A 22,070-nucleotide genomic window follows, 5' to 3' on the forward strand; every position below is an offset into this window, starting at 1 on the left:
ATATATAGCCGGATTCCATAATTTAAATTGTTAGATTATGGGTTAGTATTATATACTTGTAAAGTACTGGATAATGTTTGAGAGGAGGCAGTTACATTGGCTGATAATAAGAATGAGCATGTAAATTGGATGGATTCCATTTATAAAGAGTATGAGAAAGACGGCGGACTTAAAAATAATCCAGGGTACGGAAAACCACTTCCAAAAACGATTTTGCATGGTTCTATTTATGATAGTTTTTTAAATACTGCAAAACAAGCAGGCTATTTGCCGCCATGGATTAAGCTGCAGCAGGAGATTCGTATACTCGTGTCACAAGCTGTTGCCTTAAAATCCGCTAATGACTTTGACAGAGACCTCCAATCTTACATAAATGAAATAAACGAAAAAGTGGCGAAATATAATTCGATTTGTCCGTCTCATTTACAACGAGTCTTATTTACTGAAGAATTACTTGAGCAGCAATATGATCGTTGGAAATAAAAAGCAGATAAATTTCTTAACTATTAAAGATTCTTATATCAGTAATTCTGCTGAATTATGATATAATCTCGGAATAAGGAAAGAGAGGGTTCGTTTTGGAAAAAAGAAAAGAACTATTTTCATGGATTAAGGCAATTGCAATTGCGGTGATCCTGGCTTTTGTCATCCGGACTTTCACCTTTGCACCAATCATCGTCGACGGTGAGTCCATGATGCCGACCTTACAGGACCATGAAAGACTGGTACTTAATAAGTTTGGAACCAACATTGAGGACATTGATCGGTTTGATGTAGTCGTATTCCATGCAACTGAGAAAAAGGATTACATTAAACGAGTAATCGGTAAGCCTGGCGATCATATAGAATACAAGGATGATACGCTCTATATAAATGGCAAAGAGTATAAAGAACCATACTTAGATGAGTACAAGCAGGAAATGGGCGGCGAGCTCCTTACTTGGGACTTTAAGCTTGAAGATAAAACGGGCAGTATGACTGTTCCCGAAAATGAATTATTCGTTATGGGTGATAATCGTCAAAATAGCTTGGACAGCCGAGAGATTGGTACAATTTCTATTGATGAAGTTGTGGGAAAAGCAAACTTTGTCTATTGGCCGATTAATGATTTTAAAGTCGTTAAATAAGATCAGAAAAAAAGCAAGACACTGTTCAACAGTGTCTTGCTTTTTTGTTATCGCCACTCCACCTTGCACTGACTACAAAGAGCATGTTTGGTCATACTGATGAATAGCAGCATCGATGCCGCAGGATAACTTATCATTGATTTGCTATCTCTTTTCCATTATCTTTAGTCTATGTGGGAAAAAAAGTTAATCGTTTATTTACATAAAATTATTGAATTCCACCCTTCGTTGTTCGTTCTATAGATTAAGCCACTGGATAAACATGAAATGGAGACTTGTGGAATGGATATAGCTAAAGAATTAATTGCTCAGTATGGGTATTTCGCTATCTATGGAATGCTTGCATTAGGAGTGATTGGACTGCCTGTACCTGATGAAATTTTAATGACTTTTGTAGGTTACTTAACATCCACGTCTGTGTTGAATTTTAAATTAGCTGTGCTTGTTAGTTTTTTGGGGGCAATCACAGGGATGATGGGGAGCTTTTTTCTTGGCAGAAAATTGGGCAAGCCCCTGCTAACGAGTCATGGGAAATGGATTAAATTGACACCAGCTAGATTAGCAATGGCCGAAAGATGGTTTGAACGTTATGGCCCGTGGACTATTGTCATTGGTTATTATATTCCAGGCATCCGGCATCTGACTTGCTATTTTTCAGGAATCAGCGGTATGGGAAAAAGGCAGTACTTCTTGTATGCCGGAGTTGGTTCATTGAGCTGGTGTATTGTGTTTAATCTCATTGGTTATTATATCGGAGTCATTACCTAAGAGGTTGAACATGGTGGAATATTATGAACTTAATGCTAGAATAGAAGCATCATAAATGAATAGGAGCTGTAAAATATGGATCAAATTAATTGGACAAATGAAATTGAGAGCAGGAAATTAGATTTATTGGTAGACACTCAGAACTTGTTGAAGATCAAGAGTGTAATGGATGAGGAGAATTCAACAGAGCAGGCTCCCTTTGGTGAAGGTGTAAAGAAAGCATTGGATTATATGCTGGAGTTAGGAAAGAAGGATAACTTTACTGTTAAATCTGTTGATCATGTGGCTGGACATATCGAAATGGGTGAAGGGAAAGAATTGATCGGAATTCTTTGTCATGTTGACGTTGTACCTGAGGGTGACGGATGGGCATCAGATCCGTTTGGTGCAGAAATCAGAGATGGTAAAATCTTTGCTCGTGGTGCAGTTGATGATAAAGGCCCAACGATGGCGGCTTATTATGCAATGAAAACGATTCGGGAACTTGGTCTGCCGTTAAATAAACGAGTACGAATGATTATTGGAACGGATGAAGAGTCGGATTGGCGTTGTGTAGATCGTTATTTTGAAACAGAGGAAATGCCGACAATCGGTTTTGCTCCTGATGCCGATTTCCCGATTATTAATGCAGAAAAGGGAATCTGGGACTTTGCTCTTATACAAGAACCAAGCAGTGAAAGTGACAAAGGCGAAGTAGAGATTATAGACTTCTCGTCTGGCAGAAGAACAAATATGGTTCCTGATTATGCAAGTGCAAGAGTAAAACTTGCAGATCCATCCACGTTAACAACTCAATTTACTGCTTACCTCAAAAAACATTCTTTAAAAGGTAATGCTGCTATAGAACGAGATGAGGCCTTACTTGAACTTGAGGGGGTATCTGCACATGCAATGGAACCAAATAATGGTGTGAATGCAGGCTTATATTTGGCTGCTTTTCTTTCAGAACTGCCATTGTCTGCGCATGCAAAGACCTATTTTACGTTTATTCAAGATCAGCTTTTAGGAGATACTCGCGGTAACCGATTGAACATAGCATTTTCAGATGAAATCACTGGAGAATTAACATTGAATGCGGGCAAATTCAGTTATTCAAGTCGTGGAGAAGGCATGATAGGGTTCAGCATGCGTTACCCTGTTACCTTTGATTGGGAAGCGAACAAACTAAAGCTTGAACAGCAATTACCTGACTTTACGGTCGTTACGAATTCCCATTCAACTCCACATTATGTCGATAGCGACAGTTTCTTAATTCAAACCCTTAAACGAGTATATGAAGAAGAAACAGGTGAACAAGCTGATCTTCTTTCTATTGGGGGCGGAACGTACGCAAGGTCGTTAAAAGAAGGCGTTGCTTTTGGACCATTATTCCCAGGAAGTGAAGACATCGCCCACCAAAAGGATGAATATATAGATATAGACGATATGCTTAGAGCTGCGGCTATTTATGCACATGCTATTTACGAATTAGCTAAATAATCAGCGGGGAGGAACAGATGTTGGAAAAACTGATTTTTAATGGAGAATTCATCGATCGTTCAGCTAGTAAAGTGGACGTAGAAGACCGGGGATATCAATTCGGTGATGGTGTGTATGAAGTAATCCGCGTATATAATGGAAAACTGTTTACAAGTCAGATGCACCTTGATCGTTTAATTGACAGTGCTAAAAAGATTTCCTTAGACGTTGGGTACACAGCAGCAGAACTTGAAATACTGATACAGCAGCTTGTTACTGAAAATCAGTTGACTTATGGTACGGTTTATATGCAGTTCACCCGAGGAGCAGCACCTAGGAATCATGCTTTTCCTGTGGATAAAATACAATCGGTCTTTGTTGCCTACACCAAAGTAATTCCATACGGCGGTGAAGTGAAATCGGGTAAACAAGCCATTACGACCGAGGATATCCGCTGGCTGCGTTGTGATATTAAGAGCTTAAACTTACTTGGGAACATCCTAGCAAAACAACAGGCTGTGGAAAAGGGCTGTTTTGAAGCCATTCAACATCGAGGTGATACGATTACAGAGGGAAGTTCTTCTAATATCTCGATTGTGAAGGACAATGTACTAATTACCCATCCTCCAGCTAACCTGATATTAAACGGTATTACGAGAAGGGTCATGCTGCATCTCTGTCAAACGAATGGGATATCCTATCGTGAAGAGTCTTTCACTATTTCTGAAATGATGAATGCTGACGAGGTTATTATGACAAGCACGAGTGCTGAAATTACACCCATTACATTAATTGATGGAAAAGTAATCGGAGCTGGGACACCAGGTCCAATAACAAATAAACTTCAGCAGTTGTTTCATCAAGAAATTGAAATGCAGTGTGGTCGAGTATATTCTACTACCTGAATGTAAAGAATGAACATGCTCTTGCCTAGTTAAGGCAAGAGCTGTTTCGTTTTTTTGAAATGATGTACTTTGTGATACTATTAAAAGAAATGGTAAAGAAAGGATTGTTTATCTATGAATTCAGCTGCACATTTCTTCTTTGCACTTACCTTGCCTGATGAAATTAAGGAAGAGCTCCATTTACAATGTCAGGAGTTACGAAAGGATTTTCCTTTTAAAAAGTGGCTTCATCGCGATGATTATCATATTACGCTTGCTTTTCTTGGGAATGCTTCAGACACTCAAAGACAGGAGGCAGTCCGCCTTGTCGAAAACAGTCTGAAGAATGAAAGCAGCTTTAACCTGACACTGGCTGGAACAGGGATATTTGGAGACAAAAAAAGTCCCCGAATTCTTTGGGCAGGTATAGAAGAATCCGATAGGCTGAGAACGATTCAGCAAAAAGTCTATGATGCATGTATAACAGCTGGATTTAAACTGGACAAAAAACCCTTTACACCACATATAACGTTAGCAAGAAAATATACAGGTGAACAGTTTTCTCTTGAGAGATTGCAGCAAACAGCCGATAGTAAACAGACAGCAGATTTTGCTGCAACTAAGGTTAGTTTGTATCAAACACATTTAGGTGCCTCTCCTTCTTATGAATCAATAGAGACCATTTATTTACCATCTAATACATAAAATAAAGAATTTAGGGGGGTGAGTTGAATGGGACAGCTCATTAAACTGCAGGATTACATTTCAAGATATGAACAGGACATTTATCGTTATCCCCTGCAGTTTGTACGTTTAAAGCAACAGCAATGGGAAAAATTAAAGACAGCTTTTTTAGCTGGGGAACTTGAGACCCTTTACGGCAATCATCCCGAAGAAATACAAGCAGAAAATGGGCAGGAAGGTAAGCTGGGGATAGGCACTAAGCTGAAAAAAATGTTCAGCCGTCAGGCGAAATCCGAGGTGATTGAACTAGAATCACTTCCTGTTATGGAAAGAAAAGAATTTTCATTACATTTCTCCTCTACGCCCAATAATTTAGAAGAACTTAAACAGACCTATTTAAATCAACTTATTCGTTTTCAATTAAAATGGGGTAGTTCGACGATTCAAGAAAAATCATATATTAACCAGACCTTTTTTCTCGATGAAAAGCTGCGCTTCTTTTTACAACGTTTTCCTGATACATGCTTGATCCTTTATAAACCCATTTTTTTATTGAAAAACGCTCCGGTCGAAGGAGAAGTGATTATTGTCACTCCTACAGAAATCTGGTGTATCGCTTTCTTAGAAGATAGTGATGATGCGGCCTTTATGGGTTCAAGTGATCGGTTTTGGCTCCGTAAGCATCATTTACATTCCGATAAAAAAGTATTAAATCCGATGCTTTCTGTAAATAGAATGGGGAAAATTGTTAAAAGGATAGGCTCAATCTATGAATCACCGCTTCCCATACATAAAGTCGTTTTATCTCGAAATGGTTATATAGATTATCCACAATCACCTTATGATATAGAAATAGTTGATAAACGAAGCTTTCCAGCTTGGTTTAAAAAAATGAGAAATGCAGGATCGCCGCTAAAGCATCAGCAATTAAAGACCGCACAGGCATTGCTTGATTATTGCCAAACAACTTCAAGCAGCCGCGTAGAATGGGAAACTGAAATAGATGGAGAAGCAGAAGATGATTACAGAACATAATAGTATAAATCCAGAAGGAGATAGACTAAAGATCAATAGAGTTTATTTTATTGTAAATCCAGCAGCCAAGAATGAACGCAGTCGAAAGCTCTGGAGGAAAATTGAAAGGAGTCTAAACATACCGCATACCGTTTTTTATACTGAACATATGGGACATGCAGAGGCTATCGTTAGAGATATTCTACAAAAAACGACATTTCGGACGCTGCTTGTTTCTGTAGGAGGCGATGGAACCCTTCATGAGGTCATTAATGGTGCTCAAGGATACCCTCATGCGATTATTACTAGTATCCCTGCAGGATCAGGGAATGACTTTGTGAGGGGTGTTCAAAAGACGAAAAATGTTAAAGAAGCACTAGACCTTATATCACAAGCTGATTCTTCCCATGCAGCTGTTGATTTAGGTCAGTTTATGATTGACGGCGAACAGAGGTATTTTGTAAATAGTATTGGGATAGGCATTGATGCCGAAGTGATCTATGCTATGAATCAGTCCAAGATAAAAAAATGGTTTAATATCTTCAAGGCAGGGAAACTTGCCTATATCTATACATTTATTAAAAAAGTGATTACCTATAAGAGAAGCGATATGGAAATTAGTATTGATGGGAATGAATTCTATTTTAAAAAGGTATGGTTTATTGTGGTGGCAAATCAACCTTTTTTTGGCGGCGGCATAAACATCTCGCCAGCGTCAAAGACTAGTGATGGCAAGTTTGAGGTGCTGGCAGTACACACGATTTCCCCTCTTAAATTGCTCCTCGTTCTTATCTCCGTTTATTGGGGAGGACATCTTCGAATTAAACACGTGGATATGTTCACTGGGAAGAGAATACGGATTCGCTCCCTTGATTCTGTGAGAATCCAGGCTGATGGAGAAATCGTTGGAAGTACAAGTGTTGATATTCAAGTTGCAGAGCGTGATTTACACGTTTGTCAAAAAAAATAGATTACGATTAAAAGAAAATTCTAGGTAATAAAACGCTTCCGGTGTCAAATAAAAGGGTTTTGTTTTCAGTTTTGCCTATATTAGGTAGTATTTCGTAGAAGATTGTCGGATACTACTTGACGTAAGAAAGGCTTTTAACTAAAATTTAATAAGATAGCTATTGTTAAATGCTCAATAGCTGTCTTTTTTATTCTTAAGGAAAATTATCAAGTTCATTATAATAGATTGTTTGGAGTACGACTGTTTATTCTGTGCTGATTCAAAAGTGCTTGATCGTATTAAGTGAGGAAATTGAAGGTGAACCATTTGGAAGATATATTAGGTGAGGGGTGGGATGTTTATCCCGCTGGAGGGGCAACAGGAGAAGCCTTCATTGCTGTAAATGACAAACAGAAACTTTTCCTGAAACGTAACTCTTCGCCATTTTTGGCTGTTCTGTCCGCTGAAGGGATTGTTCCTAAGTTAATGTGGACAAGACGCCTGGAGAATGGGGATGTCATTACGGCTCAGCACTGGTTGAATGGCAGAGAGCTTAAGCAAGGTGAAATGGATAAGGAACCAGTTGCAAAACTTCTGCGGAAAATCCATCAGTCTCAACCGCTGTTAAGCATGTTGAAAAGACTTGGGAAATCCCCTCTAAGGCCTGAAGGTATACTTACAGAAATTGAAACGAACATAGAACAGGACATATTAAATATTCCAAAGGTTTCTCAGGCGTTCTCCTTTTTGCGAGAAAACCTTTTGTTAATTGAATCCAATGAAACGGCTGTATGTCATTGTGATATCAATCATAATAATTGGCTGCTGACTGATGCTGGAAAGCTTTATTTGATTGACTGGGATGGGGCAATGATTGCGGATCCGGCTATTGATTTAGGCAGTCTTTTGTATACCTATGTCCCAAGGGAAAATTGGAGTGATTGGTTGGAACGCTACGGACTAAGCTTGGATGCAGGCTTAGAAATGAGAATGAAGTGGCACGCCATTTCCCAATTACTATCCTTTATTCAATGGCATAAATCAAAGAATCGTTTAGAAGAAATGGCGGCTCTTATAGAACGACTAGGCTACGTACTTGAATCGTAATTAAGAATACTGGTCAATTTCATCTACCCATTCAGAAAGCTGACCTTGGTGTTCGGAAATATGGCTGTCTAAATCAGCAGTTCCGGCCCCTGTTTGGCTATAGCGGTATATCTCTTCTAATATTGTTAGTGCGCTTTGATCAATATCCATATTGATCATTAGTGATTTAACCAGTCGTTCGACTTGCTCGCATTCCGCAACGGATCCACAACAATCAGTTTGATGATTAGTTAAAATATCCTTTAATAAAGAGAATTGATCTTGTTGAGATAAGGGCATCTTTTATCCTCCTTAGGGGTAATGTTTCTTCTTTAAATAGGATGTGTGTTTCGAATGGTTTTATACCTAAACTAAACCCGCGGCGTGCAGCAGCGGTTTCTTTTGGTGTTGCAGGAAGCCATGCTCTCATGTTATGGTTTGAACGAAATCTTATAATTAGGGGTGTCAGTATGCGTTTAAGAAATAAGCCCTGGGCTGACGAACGTTTGGGAGAGTTCCCAAACTATGCAATAGCTCAGCCGGAAAGTCATAAGGGAAAATGGCGGGAATTGTTTGGAAACGATAATCCGCTTTATATTGAAGTAGGAACAGGGAAAGGCCGCTTTATTACGGAAATGGCCAAAGCTCATCCAACTATTAATTTTATTGGAATTGAAGTATATAAAAGCGTTATTGTATCGGCACTTGATTTATTAATTGAAGCGGCGGTGCCAAACCTAAAGCTTTTAAGTGTGGATGCGGTAAATCTTGCTGATTATTTTGAAAAAGGTGAAGTGGACCGTGTGTATTTAAACTTCTCGGATCCTTGGCCAAAAACTCGTCATGCGAAAAGACGCCTCACGCATAGTTCATTCTTGGGTATTTATGAATCCATCTTACCGGAAAAAGGTGAGATTCATTTTAAAACGGATAACCAAGGCTTATTTGAATCCTCTTTATTGAGTATCTCTGATTATGGAATGAAACTGACCTTTATCAGCTTAGATTTGCATAACAGTTCTTTTGAGGGCAACATTATGACCGAGTATGAAGAAAAGTTTTCTAAAAAAGGCAATCGAATTTATCGTTTAGAAGCACAATATCGCTAAGAAACGCCTGGGCAATTACCCAGGCGTTTTTTAAAGAACTTAATGTCTAAAAATTTTAAATAGTTGGTCACTGATGATACAATTTAATAAAAGGAGGGGGAATATGGAAACCCTGCAATTAGGTAATATTAAGTTAACCTGGCTAAACGGTGGAGTAACCTATTTAGACGGCGGCGCAATGTTTGGTGTTGTTCCAAAGCCATTATGGGCAAAAAAATATTCGCCAAATGAAAATAATCAGATTGAATTAAGAACCGATCCTTTGTTAATTCAAGCAAATGGCTTAAACATTTTACTTGAGTCGGGATTGGGAAATGGAAAATTTGATGAGAAGAAGAAACGGAACTTTGGAGTTATGGAAGAATCATCTGTATTAACAGATTTAGATGCGTTAGGACTTTCTCCGGATGACATACATATCGTGTTGATGACCCATCTTCATTTTGACCATGCATGCGGACTAACGGAGTTAAAGGATAATCAATGGGTGTCGGTTTTTAAACAGGCAGCCATTATAACTTCGCAGATTGAATGGAATGAAATGAGGGACCCGAATATCCGTTCAAAAAATACGTACTGGAGAGAAAATTGGGAAGCTGTCTCTAGTCAGATGAAAACTTTTGAAAAGGAAATTGAAATTACGAAAGGGATTAAGATGGTCCATACAGGAGGACATAGTAACGGTCATTCCATCGTTATTATTGAAGATGGTGATGAAACCTTACTCCATATGGGCGATATCATGCCTACTCATGCTCATTCCAATGTTCTTTGGGTTCTTGCCTATGATGATTATCCAATGGATTCAGTCTACCAAAAACAAAAGTGGATGAAGACGGGATTAGAGAAACAAGTCTGGTACAGTTTTTATCACGATGCCTATTACCGGGCAATAAAATGGGATCTGACAGGTAAACAAGTGATTGATGAAGTGAAGAGAATCCGCTGATTGATTTGGGGAGAAACGTTTTAAGTGGTATTCCGCGGAGTACCAGTGTCGTGCTGAGTTACTTATTATAAACTGAAAAGGGGCAGACTAAGAGTAGTCTGCCCCATTCTATTGGTTATTTTTGTGTTAGATCAATGATGGTGCCCGTTGATGCATCAGCAGCAAAATCAAACTGTTCAAGGAGTCCGTCGGTATAACGTGTAATTCCGCCTTTAAAGACTTGATAGTCTAAATCATTTTTTTGATAATTTTCTGGCTTCATAACAATCCATGAACCATATATTTTACCATCTTTTTTAACAGATTCTTTTACTGAAGCTAATACTTTTTCTGGTGATGGTCCACAGTTTTGTTCAAGAGCTTGCTTAGCTGCATATCCTGCTGCAAATCCAGCGGCAGCACCTAATAATAAATTTTTATAATTCATAAATGTTCCCCTCCTGCTTGATTACTTTTTGGTCTCTTGTTCTAGTATACAAAAAAAACGGACAAAGCCCAATAATTGGACGGTGCATGTTTAATCAAACCAAAAACATAACAATATTTAACAAGCAAATGGTATAATAACATCATTCAAATATAAGAATCTAACAAATATAGGTTTGTACATAAATAATGTAAAAGATTAGGGGTTATAAAAAATGGATCAAGAGACTTTATCGCTGTTTAAGACGTTAACAGAGCTGCCGGGCATTGCGGGAAATGAACACTATGTCCGTAAATTCATGCGAACTGAGCTTGAAAAATATTCTGATGAATTGATTCAGGACGGATTAGGCAGTTTGTTTGGCGTGAAAAAAGGGGACGAAGATGGACCTAGAATTATGGTGGCCGGCCATATGGACGAAGTAGGGTTTATGGTAACATCGATTACGGATAATGGAATGCTCCGTTTTCAAACGATTGGCGGCTGGTGGAGTCAGGTCTTATTAGCCCAAAGGGTTGAGATTATAACTGATAATGGCCCTGTTATTGGGGTAATTGGTTCTGTACCTCCACATTTACTTGAAGAATCACAGCGTTCTAAGCCAATGGATCAAAAAAATATGTTAATTGATATTGGTGCAGACAGCGCCGAAGATGCAAAAAGGATTGGAATTAGACCGGGGCAAGCGATCGTCCCTATCTGTCCATTTACTCCAATGGCTAATCCAAAAAAATTATGGCTAAAGCTTGGGATAATCGCTATGGGTGTGGGTTGGCAATCGAATTACTCAAAGACCTTAAAGATGAAAAACTCCCTAATACACTTTTCTCAGGTGCCACAGTGCAAGAAGAAGTGGGCTTAAGAGGCGCACAAACGGCTGCTTTTATGATTAAACCTGATCTGTTCTTTGCGTTAGATGCAAGTCCGGCAAATGATGCTTCAGGAAATAAGAATGAATTTGGACAGCTTGGTAAGGGTGCTTTACTACGCATTCTTGACCGCTCAATGGTTACACATAAGGGGATGAGAGAGTTCATCCTAGATACAGCTGAAACAAATGACATCCCCTATCAGTATTTTGTTTCTCAAGGCGGCACAGATGCTGGAAAGGTACATATTGCTAATGATGGAATTCCAAGTGGTGTAATTGGTATTTGTTCGAGATACATTCATACACATGCCTCAATTATTCATATTGATGATTATGCAGCTGCTCGTGAGTTAATCGGCAAATTAGTTAGGGCTTGTGATCGTTCAACAGTAGAAAGTATTAGAAATAACGGATGATACAAACCGGCAATGATTAGGTAAACAGGCGAAGCTTGTTTACCTCGTAGATCATTGCTGGTTTTTTGAATGGAGTGAAAGAAAATGAAAATGGCAGTGGGAAGTTTTAACCCTGCAAAGGTAGAAGCTGTACGGACTATTTTTAACCAGGATGAACTAGTGACCATGAAGGTTGATTCTGGGGTATCTGAACAGCCTTTCTCGGATGAAGAGACAATAGAGGGTGCTGTTAACCGAGCTAAGAATTGTCTGAATGAAAGTGATGCTGAACTTTCTATCGGCCTTGAAGGCGGCGTTGTGGATACAAAGCATGGCATGTTTGTCTGTAACTGGGGTGCGTTAGTGACGAGGAAGAATGAAGTGTTCATTGCTGGCGGGGCACGAGTCTTGCTTCCTGATAGTATCGCAAATCGACTGCGAGCTGGGGAAGAATTGGGACCTGTAATGGATGATTTTACTCAAAGTAATAATATCCGAAAAAAAGAAGGCGCAATAGGGATATTTACGAATAATCGTGTCACAAGGGCCGAGATGTTCCAGCATATTGTTCGGATGCTTGCTGGACAGTATGAATATAACGAACGTAACGTATAAGAAAATGGAGATTGGGGCATTTTTAAAGTACTGGATAGATGGTTTACCTGCCAGTAAATGATTAAGAATGTGGGATGATGAATGATTATTCCGAAATCAATACGTATCTTATGTGTTGCTGCCTGCGTAACAACTGGCTGTACTGATGAAAACCATTCAAGTAAAGCAAAAGAAGCGGCTGAATCGTTTTTTTTGATGCTTCACTAAAGCCTGACTATCAAACAAAAACTATAGAACTATATTTGCCAGACGACTTTATTGTAGCGGAAGAGAGTGAAAATAATTTTATATTAGAAAAAAGCGGGAATCCATATATCTTATTTGTGAATCCACATGAAAATCGAAAGAGTCGAACGTTATATGATACTGTAAAGCAGTTGAACGATAAGGATATCGATCTTGCACACTTTGAAGATCAAGAGAGCTTTGGTTTTATATCGATTAGAGATTTAGATGAGAAAAAATACGAGGTATCGGTTGGAGTTGGGGGAGTTAAATTAACGACAGAAACGAATGAAAAGAAGCTGTCTGATGAAGCTGCCCAAATGATGGCCATTGTGGACTCTATTACACAGGAAAAGTAAAAAAACCTGAAATTCCAAATTGGAACTTCAGGTTTTTACTTTATTCAGGTTTTTACTTTATTTAGTTACTGTTGGTTCCTCAAATGTTATATCTGTCTTTTCAAGCTCGAATTGTGAAACAACATTTTGGAGGTCTCCTGCGATATAACTTAACTCAGATGCAGCCTCACTGACCTGGTTAATAGCAAGAAGCTGACTCTCACTCGACGCACTAACTTCTTGTGAAGAACCTGCAGATTGTTCAGAAATGGAATAGATTTCACCTAGCTTATGTGCAAGGACATTATTGTAATCCTGAACTTCTTTGACAGAAAGCTGTACATTTGAAATTTTGGAGCTGATTCGGTTGACATGATTGACGATGTTTTCAAAAGCATTTTTTGTCACGATTACGGAAGTACTCTGTACATTTTTATATTCATTGAATTTCTTAGCTTCAATCATTAATTTTTCCATTTGATCATTCATAGTTTGCACTAGATTTTGGATGGTCTGTGCTTCGAATTTTGACCGCTCAGCCAGCTTTCGAACTTCCTTAGCGACGACACTGAACCCTCGACCGGCGTCCCCCGCTCTAGCTGATTCAATCGCTGCATTTAAGGCGAGTAAATCTGTATTCTCAGCAATTTCTTGGATGGTTCCAACAATACTTGCAATTGCATGTGACTTTTCAGATGCACTTTGAACTTGTCGGGTCAAATGAGTTGCTAATTCGAGAAATTGTTCTGAAGTATTATGAAGACTTTCTACGGTTTTTAATCCTTCTTGCCCCTCAATTACGGTTTGCTGTGCTTCAACTTGTATTTCTTTACTAAGTTTTTCCGTACCGAGGATGGAATTAGATACATTCTTCATAATACCGTTGCTTTCTTCGAGTTCTGAGGTCTGTTGACTAGCTCCCACTGCCACTTGCTTGACAGCTATATTAACTTGTATAGATTGAGCAGATGTTTCCTCAGAAATGGCTGCAAGATGCTGAGAGGATGAGCTTAACTTTTCAGCCGAATTACGGACTTCAAGTAATGATTCTTTTACTCGATCGGCCATGACATTAAAGGTGTCAGCTACAGCGACCATTTCATCTTTGTGCTTCATAGAAACACGATGCGTCAAGTCACCGCTGCCGATTTTTTCAGCACCTGATTTTAAGGCGGTAATCGATGAATTAATCGTTTTTAACAGAAAAGTTCCTACTAAAAATAAAATAATAATAATTAAGAGACTAATCCCAATTAATGAATAGGTTAGTTGTTGAATTTTCTTTTGTTGTGTTAGATTTAAGGCTTCCTGTTCTTGGCTGGCCATTTTTTCTAGATCAACAGCGGCTGCTTCGACAGATTTACCAAGCTTATCGAAAGAGAGATTCATACTGGTTGTCTTTAAGTAGGCTGAAACAATTGAACTTAGGACTTTTTGATAGGTATCCATTTCTGTTACGATTTCTGCTTTTTGTGAATCAGTTAGAGCTGATTCTTCCAAGAGTTTAATGAATGTAGATAAACGATTGCTGTAGTCACTATATGGTTCTTGTTCTTTCGTAAGTAAATATTGATTTTCCAAGAGCCTCAGGATGAAGAATTCATCAAACAGGGTTTGATTACCTGCTTGATTTAATAATTGTGACACGTTACTGCCTGATTGATTTATTTCGTTATTTAGACCTTCGTTAAGGGAGTAACCCATTTCAACGTATAAAGCGGCCAGCTTCTTGAAATTCGTTGAATAATCGATCACACTCTTTTCAATTTTTTCAAAGTTAGCAGCAATCTCAGGATATTCACTGTATTCATTCTTTAACTCAGCTGTTTGTTTTTGTACGCCGTTAATATTATTTTCTACCAACTTTGCACTGGTCTTTTGCGGATTTCTTAAATATTGACGCTCAAACTTACGAGTTGTGGCCATGTTGTATTTAACGTCTTTTATTTGAGAGACAGCAGTATTTAAGATAGCTTCTTCATTGCGTACATTCTTTTGCATGGTGGATGAATATAGGTTAAAAGCAATTAATGCAATGACTCCTGCTAAGGTCATATAAAGAATAATACTAATCTTTGCTCGTATTGTTTTCATTTCGTCCTCTCTTTCTAGTAGGTTACGTACGGAAGGAGCAAAATATAGATATGGTTGAAAATTGTTAAAATACTAAATAATTACTATATTATAAATATAATTTACCAGTATAACAATAGTTTTTTGTCAATTTTGACCAGTGCACCAAATTTAAGTAGATCAATGGTCATGTTTTTGCCTTGCTTTTTCTCTCGACAGATTGCGTATTATTGGTTGTCCTAACATTTGTTTGGTATTATCAAGGTACATAACTTTCGTTGATAATAAATAGCAGGAGGAATTATAAATGAAGCATTTAGAATCGGTTGAGCAATTTGAGGAAATGAAAAAGGAAGGGAAATATGTATTTTTATTTTCCGCTGGATGGTGTCCAGATTGTCGTATAATTGAGCCATTTCTTCCAGAGATTGAAGAGAAGTATCCCGAAATCACGTTTATCTATGTAGACCGTGACGAATTTATTGATATTTGTGCACAGAATGATATATATGGGATCCCAAGTTTTCTAGCTTATGATCAAGGAAAAGAAACTGGTCGATTTGTCAGTAAGGACCGGAAAACAAAAGAGGAAATTGAAACATTTATTGAATCATTATAAGACTTCACTTTCGGTATATTGGAAAGGATTATCTTATAGAGAGAATAGCAGGAGGAAATTGAAATTATGAAAATGGATAGCAAGAAAATGGTCAAGGCGTTAAAAGAGCGCTTAGACCAGAGCAAGCGTAGTTTTCAATATGATAGTAAGCAGGATACCTTGCGGATTGAAAATACAGATACAACAAAAGGAATTACGGTAGAAATTTCGAAAATCGTGGCTAATTGGGAAAATGTTCAGGATAAGGCCATTGACGAAGTGGTTTATTATGTAGAAGAAGCCTTAAAAGTTATGGGAGAACAACATTCACTTCAGGGAAAAGAAAAACAAATATTCCCCGTCGTCCGGTCAACGTCATTTCCTGATGAATCGGAAAATGGGAACAAATTTTTGTTTGATGATCATACGGCAGAAACGCGCATTTACTATGCACTAGATTTAGGAAAGACGTATCGTTTAATCGATCATGCCATGCTCGAACAGGAAGGTTGGAATCCGGATCGAATCCGGGAAATAGCTCGTTTCAATGTCCGCTCATTACCAACTCCTGTGAAGGCAGATACTGTAGCAGGAAATACATTTTATTTTCTCAATACAAATGATGGTTACGATGCGAGCAGGATTGTTAACGAAGCGTGGTTAAAAGAAATGAAGTCCTCGATGAAGGGAACGATGGCAGTAGCCATTCCTCATCAGGACGTTATTATCATTTGTGATATCGAAAATGAAACGGGGTATGATGTTCTCGCGCAAATGGCTATGAGTTTTTTCACGAGTGGTCATGTGCCGATAACCGCCTTATCGTTTCTTTATGAAGACGGTGAGCTTGAACCTGTTTTTATTCTTGGAAAAAACAAAAAGCGTTAAAAGTAAAGGGCTGCCATTTGGCAGCCCTTTCTGTTTGTAGAAAAGAGGTTCGGAATGGTTTCATTCCGAACCTCTTTTGCGTTACCATTTCAAGATGGTTTTCGAAAACCTTATCACCTCAAAATTCTATATCTATTTATAAATAGGCCTTTTACTTTTAAGTTTAGAAAGTCAGTTGATGGGAGTGTTGGCGTGAAGACTCCTGCGGGAACAGCGGGACAGGTGAGACCCCGCAGGAGCGTAAGCGACGAGGAGGCTCACCGCCCCCGCCCGCGGAAAGCGAAGCGCCTGGAATGGAAATCAACATCTCGATTTTAAAGATCTCACCTGAGTTTGTCTACAGTCTGAAAGGGCTGCTATTTGGCAGCCCTTTCTGTTTCATCCCTGTTACTATTCCAATTATCTCGTTTATGGCTACTTTCTGCTGGACACTTCTAAACCAATCGCCCCCAATTAAGTTTCTAAGCTATCTCCCAGTTCTTCGACTAGATAAAACTTTAGGAGTAGCTGCATCCTGAATTTCATTTTATGAAGTTGTTACCTTAGTACATCCTGCTAAAAAGAAAATGAAGAAGACGAACGTACATTTCTCTATGACTTATAACTATTTTAGAAAATGATTTAATGAGTGTTTGAAAAGAAAAGGTAAGTAAAAACCTCAGATATTTTGAGCGTTTTTACTTACCTATTATAGACTGATTTTTGTTTTTATGACCGAGTGTAATAGCTGAAACTACTTGTAATGCAAATAAAATATTTTATTAATATAGATTTAGAGCAGAAAGGATTATGATGATAGGGTGGTGAAACTTTAATGTTTGTCGTGTTAACCGATAAAAACTATGTTGATATAAAATTTAATGTTTAAAAAGTAAATAAAGAGGGTTCTATAGAAGAGGACTTATTTAAAATTAGTTTTTCTTTATTTTTCCTAATCACGGATATTTACTCCAAATTTTCTGGAATCCTGTTAGAATGAACATTGACTACATGTAAGCGGAAAGAGTGATTGTATTGAAATGGTTAAATACGTTTAAAAAATGGTTTCAAACGGAAGAGGAAATTATTGAAATTGAAGAGATTATTATAGATGAGCCACTTGAACCAAAAGAACTAGTAGATTTAGATTTCTCCAAGCATAAATCAGCACAGAATTGGCGATTAGAGCAAGAAAAGGAAAAGAAAAAGAAGGAGCAGCAGTCATTACAAGCACAGAACATGAGCAGAGATCCAGATACCAAAATTTTATTTCAATATCCTAAAGGACAATTTAAATTTCCTGTTATCCCTGATCATGCAGAGAAAGAATCAAGACCTAGGCGGGTGCGAACGAAAGAACCTGTAAAACCAGGGAAAACAGAGCGGCGTGCTTCGGGGAAGAAGAGTAATGACAATAAGCCAGCTGCCGCCAAAATCAATACTAAAAAAGAAGAAGCAACAAATAAAATTATGCCATCGAAAAAACCTTTTCGTCCAACAGAAATTCCTTCTGCTGTTTATGGTTTTCAGCGGCCGAGTAAAATTGTCAGTCACACAGAAGAAATCATTGAATATGAATTGAAAACTGTTAAATCGGCTATTCCATTACCGGATTCACTACCGCTGGATATACCAGCTATCTATCGTAAGGAAGATAGTTTAATAGAGTCTGAATTCAGCACCGAGCCTAACGAGCAGGAAAAGGAAGAACTGATTGAACGTTTAGAATTAAGGGAAAGCGCCGATGCAGAAGTAGCAGCAGGTATTTTAGAGCCGGCCTATTATCAAGAAACGGGTAACAAACCTGAGCCAATTGAGGTTGTTCTAAAAGAAGAAGCCGTCGAAGAAATGGAGCCGGTATCTTTCGGAATAGAAGAAAGTGAAATCCAAACAGAAGAATCAGCTGAAATGAATGATAAAGAAGAAGTTGACATTGAGGCACCTCAAATTGAGGGGGATGTGACTAAAACGGTAAAAAAGCATATTCCTTTTAACGTAATGATGTTGAAGAATGATAAAGAAAAGATCTCATCATTTATGCCCAACGCTCAAAAAAAAGTCTTCTAACTGAAGAAACGGTTAAACCAGAGGAAGAAGTAGAGACTAACCATACTACTTATATTGTTTCTGAGGAAGAAGCGGTAAGCAGTGTTGAGGAAGTATCGTCCATAGAAGCATTAACTACGATAAGTACGGACGAAGATGAAGAACCTGAAAATGAAATGACGGAAACAGCTGCAATCATAGAGAATAATCAAGAAGAAATAACAGCGATTCCTACGATGGTGAGTCTCAATGATGTGAACGAAAGTGATCAGCAGCTTGAATCGTCTACAATTATTCAAACAGAGGTACAACTGGAAACGGAGAATCCATACTATGTTTTCCCCAGTGGTGATTTATTAACACCCGCAGCCCCTCCAGAAAATGATCAAATGTGGGTCGAGGAGCAGAAAGCCATTTTAGATGGTACGCTCAAGAATTTTAATGTGCGTGCCCGCGTGGTAAATGTTACACAGGGACCAGCCGTTACACGCTTTGAGGTACAGCCAGAGCCAGGGGTTAAAGTCAATAAGGTCACTAATTTAATGGATGATATCAAGCTTAGTCTTGCAGCAGAAGATTTAAGAATGGAAGCTCCCATTCCCGGGAAACATACGATTGGTATAGAGATTCCAAATCGAAAGAGTAAACCAGTGTTTTTACGTGAAGTGCTGGAAAGCGATCCATTTACATCCAATGACTCGCCATTAACAGTGGCTTTAGGCCTGGATATTTCGGGGCAGCCGGTGGTTACCGACTTGAAAAAGATGCCACATGGTCTTATTGCGGGTGCAACGGGATCAGGGAAAAGTGTTTGCATCAATTCAATGCTCGTAAGCCTATTATATAAAGCAACTCCTCAGGAACTTAAATTATTGCTGATTGACCCTAAAATGGTGGAATTGGCTCCGTATAACCGAATTCCTCATCTAGTCAGTCCTGTTATTACAGATGTAAAGGCCGCGACAGCTGCACTTAAATGGGCTGTCGATGAAATGGAACGCCGGTATGAATTATTTGTTCACGCTGGTGCTCGTGATATTGGCCGCTATAATCAAAATGCGGAAGCAGCCGGACAATATGCAAATAAACTACCTTATATTTTAATCATAATTGATGAATTAGCTGATTTAATGATGGTTTCTCCTGCTGATGTAGAAGAAGCCATTTGCCGGATAGCCCAAAAGGCCAGGGCATGCGGAATCCATTTGATTGTCGCCACACAGCGCCCTTCTGTGGATGTTATTACCGGTTTGATAAAGGCTAATATTCCAACTAGAATTGCTTTTTCGGTTTCATCTCAGGTAGATTCTCGGACAATTATTGACAGTGGTGGAGCTGAAAAACTATTAGGCAAAGGGGATATGCTATTTGCTGAGAATGGTTCATCAAAAACGGTACGCCTTCAAGGAACATTTGTGAATGATGATGAAATTGACTCTGTTGTACAACATGTAAGAAATGAACAACAGCCAAATTATTTATTTGAACAAGAAGATTTACTCAACAAAGTTCAGGCGACAGAGGAAAGTGATGATTTGTTTTTTGAGGCATGCGAATTTGTCATAGCCCAGAGTGCGGCCTCTGCTTCAAGTCTGCAAAGACGATTCCATGTCGGCTATAATCGAGCGGCACGGTTAATTGAGATGATGGAGCGTCAAGGAATTGTCTCAGAATCTAGAGGAAGCAAGCCAAGAGATGTATTAATCACAGAAGAAGAATTAGAATTTCTTCAGGACAAGAGTCTTGTGAAGTAATCCTTAATAACTAATTTTTAGCCGTTAAAATAGTTGCGTCTAGGTACAAAGATCGAGTAAGCGAATGAAATCTTTCTAAGATGGTTGATTTGATGAAAAAGTGCTATAATTATTTTCGTTGACTGAATTTAAGTAGTATCCATTTATATTAAAAAAGTGTGTTTAATCAGGAGATACGGTAGTCCAAATTGAAATCTGACAGTATCGTCAGACGCAGGTCAGGACTTTTACTTTTCCTCGTTAAAGGCAAATAAAAGATAACGTCATATACTGTCATACAGATAGACGATTGTTGGAGGTTCTATATATGACCGTTTACCATTTTGTTGGTATCAAAGGTTCAGGCATGAGTGCGCTTGCCCAAGTGCTGCATGATCTTGGTTATCAGGTTCAAGGATCCGACTATGAAAAGAGATTCTTTACGCAGCTAGCATTAGAAAAATCAGGTATCCAAATTCTTCCTTTCGCGGAAGAGAATATTCAGTCGGACATGACTGTAATCGCTGGAAATGCATTTCCAGATACACATCCCGAAATAGTCCGAGCAATGGAATTAGGGTTGCCAGTTATTAGATATCACCGTTTCCTTGGTGATTTCATGAAGCGTTATACAAGTGTAGCTGTGACAGGTGCACATGGCAAAACGTCAACAACTGGATTACTCGCCCATGTAATGGGTGGAGCAGAACCAACATCTTATTTAATTGGAGATGGTACTGGAAAAGGAATCGTTGATTCTGCATACTTTGTATTCGAAGCATGTGAATATCGCAGACATTTCCTTTCATACTCTCCGGATTATGCAATCATGACCAATATTGATTTTGATCACCCCGATTACTTTGCAAATATTGAAGATGTGGTTGATGCATTCCAGCAGATGGCTCTTCAAGTTAACAAAGGAATCATTGCTTGTGGTGATGATGAACACTTACAAGGGATTCAAGCGAAGGTACCCGTTATTTTTTATGGCTTTGCTGAAGAAAATGATTTCCAAGCAAGAAATATTTCTATTTCCGAACAAGGAACAACGTTTGATGTAAATGTTCGTAATACGTATTATGAAACATTTACGATTCCGACATTTGGAAAGCATAGTGTTCTTAATGCTCTTGCTGTCATTGCGCTCTGTCAATATGAAAATTTAGATACTGAAGCAGTGAAGGAGCATTTAGCAACATTTGGTGGAGTAAAACGTCGTTTCTCAGAAAAGATAGCAGGATCTCAAGTTATCATTGATGATTACGCGCATCATCCAACTGAAATTAAGGCAACTGTTGATTCAGTAAGACAAAAGTACCCGGAACGTGAAGTGGTAGCTGTCTTCCAACCTCATACTTATTCAAGAACTCAAGCGTTCCTTGATGACTTTGCAGAAGCATTAAATCTTGCAGACAAGGTTTATCTATGTGAAATCTTTGGTTCAGCACGTGAGAACCAAGGGAAACTCTCGATTCAAGATTTACTAAAGAAAATTCCAGGGTCTGAACTTATAACAGAAGATAATATGTCCGTTCTTAAGCAGTACGAAACAGGCATTATTCTGTTTATGGGAGCTGGAGATATTCAGAAATTCCAAGTTGCTTACGAGCAGCAAATTGAACTTAATTAAGAAGAAACTGCCGAGCCGGAAAAAATCCGTGCTCGGTTTATTTGTTTCATAAAAGCCTAAAACTGAGATACCCAAAGGGGTATTTTGTAGATGAAGTTAGTGCTCAGATGGGAATAAGTGCTGACGAAGCAAATTTATTTATATTGGAAATCCCCTAGGGTCAGCGTCAAGCTATCCGAAGTGCAGGATCACCCATTTGCATAAAATTAAGTGTACAAAAA

The 22,070-nt window shown here is 38.5% G+C and carries 21 protein-coding genes and 1 pseudogene; 19 read left to right on the top strand and 3 right to left on the bottom strand.

The features are described from left to right. Positions 1 to 96 precede the first annotated feature (96 nt). The 9 genes from WYK_RS00695 to WYK_RS00735 all read left to right on the top strand — a co-directional run bounded on the left by WYK_RS00695 (position 97) and on the right by WYK_RS00735 (position 7,991). Positions 97 to 483: a DnaJ family domain-containing protein gene (locus WYK_RS00695; protein ID WP_051387241.1), complete on the top strand. Its 387-nt coding sequence runs from the start codon at positions 97 to 99 to the stop codon at positions 481 to 483. Between the two features lie 95 nt (positions 484 to 578). Then, on the top strand, positions 579 to 1,127 hold the full coding sequence (gene lepB / locus WYK_RS00700; RefSeq protein ID WP_040372425.1) for a signal peptidase I: 549 nt from the start codon (positions 579 to 581) through the stop codon (positions 1,125 to 1,127). A 282-nt stretch (positions 1,128 to 1,409) separates the two neighbouring features. Continuing rightward, positions 1,410 to 1,895: a DedA family protein gene (locus tag WYK_RS00705; RefSeq protein WP_040372426.1), complete on the top strand. Its 486-nt coding sequence runs from the start codon at positions 1,410 to 1,412 to the stop codon at positions 1,893 to 1,895. Between the two features lie 75 nt (positions 1,896 to 1,970). After that, positions 1,971 to 3,374: a dipeptidase PepV gene (gene pepV, locus WYK_RS00710; RefSeq protein ID WP_040372427.1), complete on the top strand. Its 1,404-nt coding sequence runs from the start codon at positions 1,971 to 1,973 to the stop codon at positions 3,372 to 3,374. Between the two features lie 20 nt (positions 3,375 to 3,394). Beyond that, positions 3,395 to 4,258 (top strand): D-amino-acid transaminase, encoded by an 864-nt coding sequence (gene dat, locus WYK_RS00715; RefSeq protein ID WP_040372429.1) that lies wholly within the window; start codon positions 3,395 to 3,397, stop codon positions 4,256 to 4,258. 114 nt (positions 4,259 to 4,372) lie between these two features. After that, positions 4,373 to 4,942, top strand: coding sequence for an RNA 2',3'-cyclic phosphodiesterase (thpR, locus tag WYK_RS00720; RefSeq protein WP_040372431.1), 570 nt, complete (start codon positions 4,373 to 4,375; stop codon positions 4,940 to 4,942). 27 nt (positions 4,943 to 4,969) lie between these two features. Then, the gene (locus WYK_RS00725; protein WP_040372432.1) at positions 4,970 to 5,956 is read left to right on the top strand and encodes a hypothetical protein; all 987 of its coding nucleotides are present in this window, start codon (positions 4,970 to 4,972) and stop codon (positions 5,954 to 5,956) included. Further along, the gene (locus WYK_RS00730) at positions 5,940 to 6,905 is read left to right on the top strand and encodes a diacylglycerol/lipid kinase family protein (protein WP_051387242.1); all 966 of its coding nucleotides are present in this window, start codon (positions 5,940 to 5,942) and stop codon (positions 6,903 to 6,905) included. Before WYK_RS00725 ends, WYK_RS00730 begins: the two co-directional genes overlap by 17 nt. Positions 6,906 to 7,211: 306 nt before the next feature. Continuing rightward, a complete protein-coding gene (locus WYK_RS00735; protein ID WP_040372433.1) occupies positions 7,212 to 7,991 on the top strand; it encodes a phosphotransferase family protein in 780 nt (259 codons plus the stop codon). Here WYK_RS00735 and WYK_RS00740 read toward each other — a convergent pair whose 3' ends face one another. Then, positions 7,992 to 8,270, bottom strand: coding sequence for a YtzH-like family protein (locus tag WYK_RS00740; RefSeq protein WP_040372434.1), 279 nt, complete (start codon positions 8,268 to 8,270; stop codon positions 7,992 to 7,994). It lies immediately after the preceding gene. A 170-nt stretch (positions 8,271 to 8,440) separates the two neighbouring features. On the opposite strand from WYK_RS00740, the gene trmB reads away from it, so the two are divergent. After that, positions 8,441 to 9,079 carry a tRNA (guanosine(46)-N7)-methyltransferase TrmB gene (gene trmB, locus WYK_RS00745; protein ID WP_040372435.1) on the top strand — a complete coding sequence of 213 codons (639 nt, stop codon included), beginning with the start codon at positions 8,441 to 8,443 and terminating at the stop codon, positions 9,077 to 9,079. 103 nt (positions 9,080 to 9,182) lie between these two features. After that, complete coding sequence (locus WYK_RS00750; RefSeq protein WP_040372437.1) at positions 9,183 to 10,028, top strand: YtnP family quorum-quenching lactonase; 846 nt, start codon at positions 9,183 to 9,185, stop codon at positions 10,026 to 10,028. A 115-nt stretch (positions 10,029 to 10,143) separates the two neighbouring features. Here the strand turns inward: WYK_RS00750 and WYK_RS00755 are convergent, their stop codons facing one another. Then, positions 10,144 to 10,455 carry a peptidase M4 gene (locus tag WYK_RS00755; protein WP_040372439.1) on the bottom strand — a complete coding sequence of 104 codons (312 nt, stop codon included), beginning with the start codon at positions 10,453 to 10,455 and terminating at the stop codon, positions 10,144 to 10,146. 214 nt (positions 10,456 to 10,669) lie between these two features. Here WYK_RS00755 and WYK_RS00760 point away from each other — a divergent pair. The 3 genes and pseudogenes from WYK_RS00760 (at position 10,670) to WYK_RS00770 (ending at position 12,920) form a co-directional block, all read left to right on the top strand. Next, a pseudogene (locus WYK_RS00760) lies at positions 10,670 to 11,742 on the top strand (M42 family metallopeptidase). Positions 11,743 to 11,826: 84 nt separating this feature from the next. Then, entirely contained in the window at positions 11,827 to 12,336 is a 510-nt protein-coding gene (locus WYK_RS00765) for a DUF84 family protein (protein ID WP_040372441.1), read from the top strand. Positions 12,337 to 12,578: 242 nt separating this feature from the next. Further along, complete coding sequence (locus WYK_RS00770) at positions 12,579 to 12,920, top strand: hypothetical protein (protein ID WP_051387243.1); 342 nt, start codon at positions 12,579 to 12,581, stop codon at positions 12,918 to 12,920. A 57-nt stretch (positions 12,921 to 12,977) separates the two neighbouring features. On the opposite strand, the gene WYK_RS00775 is transcribed toward WYK_RS00770, so the two are convergent. Then, positions 12,978 to 14,993, bottom strand: coding sequence for a methyl-accepting chemotaxis protein (locus WYK_RS00775; RefSeq protein ID WP_040372443.1), 2,016 nt, complete (start codon positions 14,991 to 14,993; stop codon positions 12,978 to 12,980). Between the two features lie 286 nt (positions 14,994 to 15,279). On the opposite strand from WYK_RS00775, the gene WYK_RS00780 reads away from it, so the two are divergent. From WYK_RS00780 to murC, 5 genes are all read left to right on the top strand, one after another. Continuing rightward, entirely contained in the window at positions 15,280 to 15,591 is a 312-nt protein-coding gene (locus WYK_RS00780; RefSeq protein WP_040372445.1) for a thioredoxin family protein, read from the top strand. A 72-nt stretch (positions 15,592 to 15,663) separates the two neighbouring features. Further along, positions 15,664 to 16,458: a DUF1444 domain-containing protein gene (locus tag WYK_RS00785; protein WP_040372467.1), complete on the top strand. Its 795-nt coding sequence runs from the start codon at positions 15,664 to 15,666 to the stop codon at positions 16,456 to 16,458. Positions 16,459 to 17,472: 1,014 nt separating this feature from the next. Then, entirely contained in the window at positions 17,473 to 18,504 is a 1,032-nt protein-coding gene (locus WYK_RS00795) for a hypothetical protein (RefSeq protein ID WP_040372449.1), read from the top strand. A gap of 155 nt (positions 18,505 to 18,659) precedes the next feature. Beyond that, complete coding sequence (locus WYK_RS00800; protein WP_081704705.1) at positions 18,660 to 20,237, top strand: DNA translocase FtsK; 1,578 nt, start codon at positions 18,660 to 18,662, stop codon at positions 20,235 to 20,237. Positions 20,238 to 20,544: 307 nt separating this feature from the next. Next, positions 20,545 to 21,849 carry a UDP-N-acetylmuramate--L-alanine ligase gene (gene murC, locus WYK_RS00805; RefSeq protein WP_040372451.1) on the top strand — a complete coding sequence of 435 codons (1,305 nt, stop codon included), beginning with the start codon at positions 20,545 to 20,547 and terminating at the stop codon, positions 21,847 to 21,849. Positions 21,850 to 22,070: the final 221 nt, after the last annotated feature.

The sequence above is a fragment of the Peribacillus psychrosaccharolyticus ATCC 23296 genome (assembly GCF_000305495.1).
GTDB classification, from domain to species: domain Bacteria; phylum Bacillota; class Bacilli; order Bacillales; family DSM-1321; genus Peribacillus; species Peribacillus psychrosaccharolyticus.

Bases quoted from the DNA above. Each gene is read 5' to 3' on its own strand.
- WYK_RS00705 (WP_040372426.1), top strand. From the start codon at position 1,410: ATGGATATAGCTAAAGAATTAATTGCTCAGTATGGGTATTTCGCTATC.
- pepV (WP_040372427.1), top strand. From the start codon at position 1,971: ATGGATCAAATTAATTGGACAAATGAAATTGAGAGCAGGAAATTAGAT.
- thpR (WP_040372431.1), top strand. From the start codon at position 4,373: ATGAATTCAGCTGCACATTTCTTCTTTGCACTTACCTTGCCTGATGAA.
- WYK_RS00725 (WP_040372432.1), top strand. From the start codon at position 4,970: ATGGGACAGCTCATTAAACTGCAGGATTACATTTCAAGATATGAACAG.
- WYK_RS00730 (WP_051387242.1), top strand. From the start codon at position 5,940: ATGATTACAGAACATAATAGTATAAATCCAGAAGGAGATAGACTAAAG.
- WYK_RS00740 (WP_040372434.1), bottom strand. From the start codon at position 8,270: ATGCCCTTATCTCAACAAGATCAATTCTCTTTATTAAAGGATATTTTA.
- trmB (WP_040372435.1), top strand. From the start codon at position 8,441: ATGCGTTTAAGAAATAAGCCCTGGGCTGACGAACGTTTGGGAGAGTTC.
- WYK_RS00750 (WP_040372437.1), top strand. From the start codon at position 9,183: ATGGAAACCCTGCAATTAGGTAATATTAAGTTAACCTGGCTAAACGGT.
- WYK_RS00755 (WP_040372439.1), bottom strand. From the start codon at position 10,455: ATGAATTATAAAAATTTATTATTAGGTGCTGCCGCTGGATTTGCAGCA.
- WYK_RS00765 (WP_040372441.1), top strand. From the start codon at position 11,827: ATGAAAATGGCAGTGGGAAGTTTTAACCCTGCAAAGGTAGAAGCTGTA.
- WYK_RS00775 (WP_040372443.1), bottom strand. From the start codon at position 14,993: ATGAAAACAATACGAGCAAAGATTAGTATTATTCTTTATATGACCTTA.
- WYK_RS00780 (WP_040372445.1), top strand. From the start codon at position 15,280: ATGAAGCATTTAGAATCGGTTGAGCAATTTGAGGAAATGAAAAAGGAA.
- WYK_RS00785 (WP_040372467.1), top strand. From the start codon at position 15,664: ATGGATAGCAAGAAAATGGTCAAGGCGTTAAAAGAGCGCTTAGACCAG.
- WYK_RS00800 (WP_081704705.1), top strand. From the start codon at position 18,660: ATGACGGAAACAGCTGCAATCATAGAGAATAATCAAGAAGAAATAACA.
- murC (WP_040372451.1), top strand. From the start codon at position 20,545: ATGACCGTTTACCATTTTGTTGGTATCAAAGGTTCAGGCATGAGTGCG.